Annotated in this window: 5 protein-coding genes; all 5 read left to right on the plus strand. The window is 31.3% G+C overall.

Going from position 1 to position 7,380, the window contains the following annotated elements:
* Positions 1–443: 443 nt before the first annotated feature.
* The 5 genes from ERL59_RS03570 (at position 444) to ERL59_RS03590 (ending at position 7,171) form a co-directional block, all read left to right on the plus strand.
* Positions 444–3,350: a hypothetical protein gene (locus tag ERL59_RS03570; protein ID WP_160644555.1), complete on the plus strand. Its 2,907-nt coding sequence runs from the start codon at positions 444–446 to the stop codon at positions 3,348–3,350.
* A gap of 242 nt (positions 3,351–3,592) precedes the next feature.
* Positions 3,593–4,201, plus strand: coding sequence for a hypothetical protein (locus ERL59_RS03575; protein WP_160644557.1), 609 nt, complete (start codon positions 3,593–3,595; stop codon positions 4,199–4,201).
* Positions 4,202–4,549: 348 nt separating this feature from the next.
* Positions 4,550–5,557 carry an ABC transporter substrate-binding protein gene (locus tag ERL59_RS03580; RefSeq protein WP_160644559.1) on the plus strand — a complete coding sequence of 336 codons (1,008 nt, stop codon included), beginning with the start codon at positions 4,550–4,552 and terminating at the stop codon, positions 5,555–5,557.
* A 16-nt stretch (positions 5,558–5,573) separates the two neighbouring features.
* A complete protein-coding gene (locus ERL59_RS03585; RefSeq protein WP_160644561.1) occupies positions 5,574–6,350 on the plus strand; it encodes an ABC transporter ATP-binding protein in 777 nt (258 codons plus the stop codon).
* 5 nt (positions 6,351–6,355) lie between these two features.
* Positions 6,356–7,171, plus strand: coding sequence for an ABC transporter permease (locus ERL59_RS03590; RefSeq protein WP_235929771.1), 816 nt, complete (start codon positions 6,356–6,358; stop codon positions 7,169–7,171).
* Positions 7,172–7,380: the final 209 nt, after the last annotated feature.

Raw genomic sequence — 7,380 nt, forward strand, 5'->3', positions numbered from 1 at the left:
TTTTATTTTTAATAAAATTCTTTTTAAAATAACCACAGGTTGGATGTAATCAGTGAGAACATATTATTTAAATTACGGAAATTATTAGATTAGAAATAGTTTTATTATTCTCGAAAGTTGCAGCCTATTGAGTAAAAGGGCGGAAATTAGAGTTTTTAAGTTTTAAATAAAAAGATACATATTTTTTAGAAATTTCAAAAAAATTAGAATATTATGTTGAATAATTATACAATGTGTCGTAAAATGTTAGTTATAACAAACTACTGTATGAAGTGTAGTTAATCGATTCTCTATTCTATTAATTCAAAAATAGAAAAATGGAATACAAGAATATGAAAGTATAGTAGTTTTATGCTTATCAACAACATCAAAAATTGTAAGGGCTTTCAAAAGGGAGGGAATTAGTTTAACAAATGAAAGCAATTATAGGGGAGGAAATGTGAATGGTAATGTTCAAAAGAGTTTCTTTGTCTAGTTTTATAATTTTGTCTATGCTATTGACGCTAATAATTATATTGAGTGTATTCACTGATACAAAAGTAAATGCACAAGAACGAGAAGGTTATGAAATGGTTGATTATGGTACTCATAAGGTATATTTTCCTAAGCCAACAGAAAAAGTAGAATCCGATACAGGGTCTTTACCTTCTAACTTAAAATCATCTAATTTAAGTAAGAATACTGCAAGTAATACTGGGGAAGTTGGTAGTACTGCAGGAGAAGTTAGTGAAGAAATGAAAAGATCTTTACCTGAACTTAATATCGAAGGGATTAGGAGTTTGAGCGATGTGCCTCAATCCACTTACGAAAATAGAACCATCCATCATGGTTTATTAGTAGACCGTGCAACTTCTATACCTGTTAATTTCAGTGTAAATAAAGGTCCTTATCCAGAGAACGAAATATTTTTAAGCGACTTAAATCATGCATTAAATAAGAAAGACTCCAATGTGGATACCTTTATAGGAATTTATAATCCAGAAAATGGAATGGTGACGAATTACTTCCCAGTAAACCCACCGGATACACTTACCCTTTTGTTAAATAAAGACTCATACTATGCTCAAGGTCTTACGCTAGATGTTGAAGAATGGTGGGAAGTAGCCAAACAGGGAGACTCAAATGGAGCTAAGATAACTCAATCTATCTCAAGAGAGATTGGTGTAGATGATCAAAAGCAGAAATCAACATCAATAACACATGGAACTGCAATAGGGATTGAATGGGGTTTTAAGAAAAAGTCCAACTTTTTAATTGGAGAAGCGGAATGGGAATTTAAAAATAGTATTGAATATAATTATTCTAAAAATCAAACAACCTCATTTTCTAGAACCTACCATTCGTCTGTTACAGAAACATTTACTGCAACGTTTGGGGAACTTATTGATGGTCATCCATTTGTTTGGGTTGTATATGATTTAGTTACCCAAACAAAAGTGAATTATGCACAAGCACAAAATTTTAAAGAACTTGATGATGATCTTAGAAACGTAAAAGATTATGGACTTACACCTCATATGAGCTCTCATATGGTCACTATTAAAAATAGTATATATTCAGTTAAGGAAATACCTATCTTTGATGAAGATGCAAACTTAGCAAAACCGAATAACTTAACAGCATCCCCAGATTTTCAGAACTTAACGATTACTCTGAATTGGGATCCAGTACCTGCTGATCAGATGGCTCAAAGTCCTGTTGATGATGATAAAGTGAACAATGGAAAAGTGGCTGGTTACTATGTTTATAAAAATGATGTGATTGTTGCAACGATCTTTGATCCAACTAGAACCCAATGGATAGACAATAAAATAAGACCTGATCAAAACAATAGGTATTTTGTCAGATCATTTAGTCTTAATGAATTCACTAGTATAGTATTAAAAAGAGTACAAATTTCCACTCCTTCTAATATAGTGTATTCAAAGGTGGAATTAAATGACGCGCAATTAAGAAATATGGTTATTGGATGTTCAATTCCATTTGCTTGGACGGATGATCAAATACCTACTGGGGAGAGAGTTTATTATTCCATATATCTTGGTAGTACAAAAATGGGTGATTTTGAAGGAAGTGATGCTTCTGTAAACATTTCTCCTGAGTTATATGACTTATTGAAAGAGAACCTTGATCAATCTTTTTATATAACAAAAACAGTCCTTTATAATGGTCAGCCCATTCAATCTGAAAGAGTTTCAATTCCTAATCATTTTACAGTGACAAAAACAGCATTTTTGTTTGACAAACCAAACTTCAAGGGGGATTGTGTTACAGTATCACTAGGTGTGATCGATAATTTAAATCAGACAGGCTATGACTTTGATAACAAATTATCATCCATGTTGGTACAAGGACATATATGGGTTCAACTATGGCCAGAATTTAATCGTGGTGGGTATGCACAAGCATTTTTCACAAATGAAGATGGATTGGCTTTTGTTCGAGACTTTAAAGATACGATTATAGGGTCGGATACCGTGTCTTCCGTTTATGTTAAAAATCATTTTGATAATTATGGTGGTGTATATCTATTTAGTGGACCAGACTTTAGTGGTACCTTAGAACCGATGATGTTTACTGACGATGGTTTGCATTGGGGTATGAGTGGTAAAAGTTTGAATTATTGGTTTCTTCAAGATGGGGTATCATCAGTGAAAGTGGTTGGAAACTATGCATTAGCATTATTTGAGAATGATGATTATACAGGGAATCAAGCTATAATTAAAGAGGATTATGGACATCATAATTTAGATAGGCATAACTTGGATAATAAGACTTCATCAATGATATTATTTCGTGGTGAAGGTGTTTGGCTATTTGAACATACTAATTATAGAGGAAAGTTTAAACATTTCGCACCAAGTCATGTTTATAATTGTAGTTGGACACCGAATTGTGGATTTGCTAACGATACTTTATCTTCTGTACTAGTGATTGGAGACTATGGAATTGGAATGTTTCATCACTATAATTATAATGGATATATGTATCCAACGAGATCTCATATAAGTAATATGGCAAATACTGGTGGATTAGGAGATAATGCAATGTCATCATTTAGAATATTCCCCAAAGGAGTCTATTTAGGAGATAAAAATCATTTATTTGTGGGTGGAGCCGAAAAGTTTGTAACCACTCCAGGAGAATATAGATCCATAGAGCACTTAGGTTTTCCAGATAATTCACTAAGTGCAATGTTTGTTATCGGTGATTATAGAGTAACCTTATTCTCAGATACTAGTTTTAGAGGAAGCAAAACAGTAGCTACTGACGGTTGGTACGATGGGGAGCTTAGTAATCAAGCCGTAGGGGAAAATAATGCCAGTTCAATAATCATTGAAGAATATTAAGAATAATAATAAATAAGAGAAGCAGTTCCATCTAGTGAAATGTTTGAAAATCACTTAAGGGACTGCTTCTTTTTATTAAAAATTTTTAGTAGCAATACTTTATAAAATCATTAACTTTGTATTTTATTAGATACTGATTATAATTAGGAAATATATCAAATAAATTACATATTTTCAATTAAGAACTTATATTATAATGTGTTTAATAATGATTTTAAAAATTAAATAAAGGAATGAACTAAATGCTTAGAAGTTTATTTATTAGTTTGGCAATAATTACTTTCTTAACAGGATGTAATCAGAGTGAATTAAATCAGATAACGAAGGAATTAGATGAATCTAACAAGAAAAATCAGGAATTAATTGAGGAAATAAATGAAATTAAAAAACAACTGAACGAAATTCAAATACCTGAAGAAAGTTATAATAAAGAAATTTCTAATGTGGTTTCATTTGTAGGTTCGAATCAAGGGATGGAAAAATTAGAATTTGATTATATGGGATATTCAACTGAAGGAGGAAATGTTGAAATTAAATTGCATAACTCCTTGCCAATTTATTTTAGTATTCATTTTTTTGGTGAAATGGGTCAAACAAAGAACGAATACTATATCATTAACTTTAATTCAGTTTATATAAAACAGACAAATATATCTTATTCAAGCCCGTTAAATTATGATGAATCTGCTGAAGAAAAAATTCAATATTACTTCATTGTTGATGATATTGTTTATGAAACAAATGAATATTATTCCGAGTTCAACGAAATTGAAAAGAATGAAAATATATTGAATCTAATAAAACATAAAGATAAAATTTCTCAAGAATTGTCTTCACGGTTACAAAAGTAATTTACACTATAAAGTTAACCTGATAACATATGACATTTTTTTAAAAGAGGCAGTTTCAGTTAGTGAAATGATTGACATTATTCACTTTCTGGACTGCCTCTTTTTTAAAAGTGATTACTTATAATGTCTTCATATTTCAGACTCCTTTTTTTAGTAAGCCTACAATTTTTAATGATTTTTTCACAATAGAATAACCTTTTTCTAGGCGAAAGCATATTATATTTTTATCCTGCATTTCAGTGCAATTGATTGTGGACTGTAGGTGTTTATATAGTTAGTTAATAATGATAAGACATAGATCTTTCATAAAAAGAAGAATCATTTTTTACTTAAAAGGAAGGTGATTATATGGGAAAAAAGATGTTTATATTATTGTTGATTTCCGCTTTATCCTTTGGAACCATTCTTAGTGGTTGTGGAAGTGATGAGGATGAGCCTACTATACTGCGTGTTGGTGAAGTAACTAGATCCATATTTTATGCTCCACAATATGTAGCATTATCTCAAGGTTTTTTTGAAGATGAAGGCTTAGAAGTAGAACTAACTACTACATGGGGTGGAGACAAGACAATGACTACACTGCTTGCAAATGGAATTGATATTGCTTTAGTTGGTTCAGAGACTTCAATATATGTTTATCAGCAAGGTTCAGATGATCCTATAATTAACTTTGCTCAGTTAACACAAACTGACGGAAGTTTTTTAGTGTCGAGAGATCCGATTAGTTCATTTAGTTGGGAGCTTTTAAAAGGAAGTACATTTTTAGGTCAGAGAAAAGGCGGGATGCCTCAAATGGCTGGAGAGTTTGCTCTGAAGAAACATGGTATTGACCCTCACAATGATATGGAATTAATTCAAAATATTGAGTTTGCTAATATTGCTTCAGCATTTGCCTCTGGAACTGGTGATTTTGTGCAGTTATTTGAACCAACAGCTACAGTTTTTGAACAAGAAGGAACGGGATATGTCATGGCTTCTTTTGGTATTGAAAGCGGACATTTACCATACACCGTTTATATGAGTAAGCAGAGTTTTATTAAAAACAACAAAGATGCCATTCAAAAATATACGAATGCAATTCATAGGGCTCAAAAGTGGGTAGAGACTAGCAGCATACAACAAATTAAAGATGCAATTTCACCATATTTTGAAGATATTGATGGTGAGATCATAGAACTAGTTATTGATCGTTACAGAGATCAAGGATCATATGCTGCAGATCCTATTGTAGATGAAGATGAATGGAACAACTTATTAGATGTGATGATAGAGGCTGGAGAACTAGAAGAAAGGGCACCGCATCAAATATTAGTTGATAATTCTTTTGCTAAAAAAGCAATTGACAATCTAGAGTAATAGAGGAATGAGATGAATGAATCATGCTGTAAAATTAATTGATGTCTCACATGTTTATGTTTCTGAACAACAGGCACTTCTTGCAGTTGAAAATATTGACCTTTCTATTGAATCAGGGGAATTTGTAAGTTTTGTGGGTCCTAGTGGATGTGGAAAAACAACAATTTTATCTATATTAGCAGGACTAATTAAACCTTCTCAGGGCAGTGTGTCAATTTTTAATCAAGAAATATCAAGTCCTTCAAATAAAATAGGTTACATGCTTCAACATGATTATTTATTTCCTTGGAGGACCATATTAAACAATGCTTTAGTTGGTTTAGATATCATGAAAAAATTAAATGCTGAGACTAAATCTCATACAATGTATTTATTAAATGAGATGGGCTTATCTGATACATTTGATTTATACCCTGATCAGTTATCTGGTGGGATGAGACAAAGAGTCGCTTTAGTAAGAACATTAGCAACTCAACCTGATATTTTATTGCTAGACGAACCATTCTCAGCTCTAGATTATCAAACCAAATTAAAATTAGAAGATTTAGTTTTTGAAACATTAAAAACACATAATAAAACCGCTATTTTAGTAACGCATGATATTTCTGAAGCTGTTGCAATGAGTGATAGAGTTGTTATCTTAAATCGAAATCCAGGAAGAATTCACAAAATAATGAATATTCCAGATACAATTAGAAATATGTTGCCTTTTCAATCAAGAGAAGAAGAGGATTTTAGAAAATTATTTAATGAAATATGGCATGAGTTAGAAAATATAGAGGATAAAGGGTGATCCCTTTGGTACAGAAAAATTCTGATCCAAGTTCACTTGTAAATAAGATTCAAAGAAATTTTGCTAGAAAAAAGAAAAAAGAAAAACGTATGGTCTTTGTTATACAAATGATTATTCTGTTATCATTTTTTAGTTTATGGGAAGTTGCAGGACGTTTTAATTGGATAGATGTATTGCTTTTTAGTTATCCAAGTAAAATATTAAACTTACTATATATGAAGTTAATCGATGGTTCTTTGTTACCTCATATAAGTACAACTGTAATTGAAACAGTGATTGGCTTCTTCTTAGGGACTTTATGTGGAACCCTTTTAGCCATTTTAATATGGAGTTCTAAAATATTAGAAAAAGTGCTAGATCCTTTTTTGGTTGTATTGAATAGTATGCCTAAAATAGCGTTAGGTCCACTTTTTATTGTAGGGTTAGGACCAGGATATTTATCAATTATTGCAATGACACTTGCAATCACCGTTATTATAACAACTTTAGTTGTTTTAAATAGCTTTAGAGAAATTGATTCAAACTATATAAAGGTAGTCCAGATTTTTGGTGCAAGTAAAACAGTAACCTTTATGAAAGTTATTTTGCCCGCCTCTATTCCAACTATAGTGTCAACGTTAAAGGTTAACGTAGGATTGGCATGGATAGGATCTATCGTTGGGGAATTTTTAGTATCTCAACAAGGACTGGGTTATTTGATCATTTATGGCTTCCAAGTTTTTAATTTTACATTAGTAATGGGCAGTTTATTTATTATTGCCATTTTTGCAACAATAATGTATCAGGGAGTGGCTTATTTAGAAATGAGACTAAATAAATGAAATAGTAAAAAATAAAGTATATTATTACCTAAAAACATAAAAAAAATGCTTGCAATTAATATCTAGCATATGATATATTAATCAAGTCGCCGCTAAAATAGACGACATTGAATAATAGAAAATGCTTGACAATATACAAGCATTTGTTGTATGATAAATAAGTCGCTCTCAAACAATGAGACGACAAATATTTGCACCTTGAAAACTGA

The organism is Chengkuizengella marina (assembly GCF_009910845.1).
Lineage (GTDB): Bacteria > Bacillota > Bacilli > Paenibacillales > KCTC-33759 > Chengkuizengella > Chengkuizengella marina.

Excerpts from the sequence above, each read along its gene's own strand:
- ERL59_RS03570 (WP_160644555.1), top strand. The coding sequence starts at position 444 with ATGGTAATGTTCAAAAGAGTTTCTTTGTCTAGTTTTATAATTTTGTCT.
- ERL59_RS03575 (WP_160644557.1), top strand. The coding sequence starts at position 3,593 with ATGCTTAGAAGTTTATTTATTAGTTTGGCAATAATTACTTTCTTAACA.
- ERL59_RS03580 (WP_160644559.1), top strand. The coding sequence starts at position 4,550 with ATGGGAAAAAAGATGTTTATATTATTGTTGATTTCCGCTTTATCCTTT.
- ERL59_RS03585 (WP_160644561.1), top strand. The coding sequence starts at position 5,574 with ATGAATCATGCTGTAAAATTAATTGATGTCTCACATGTTTATGTTTCT.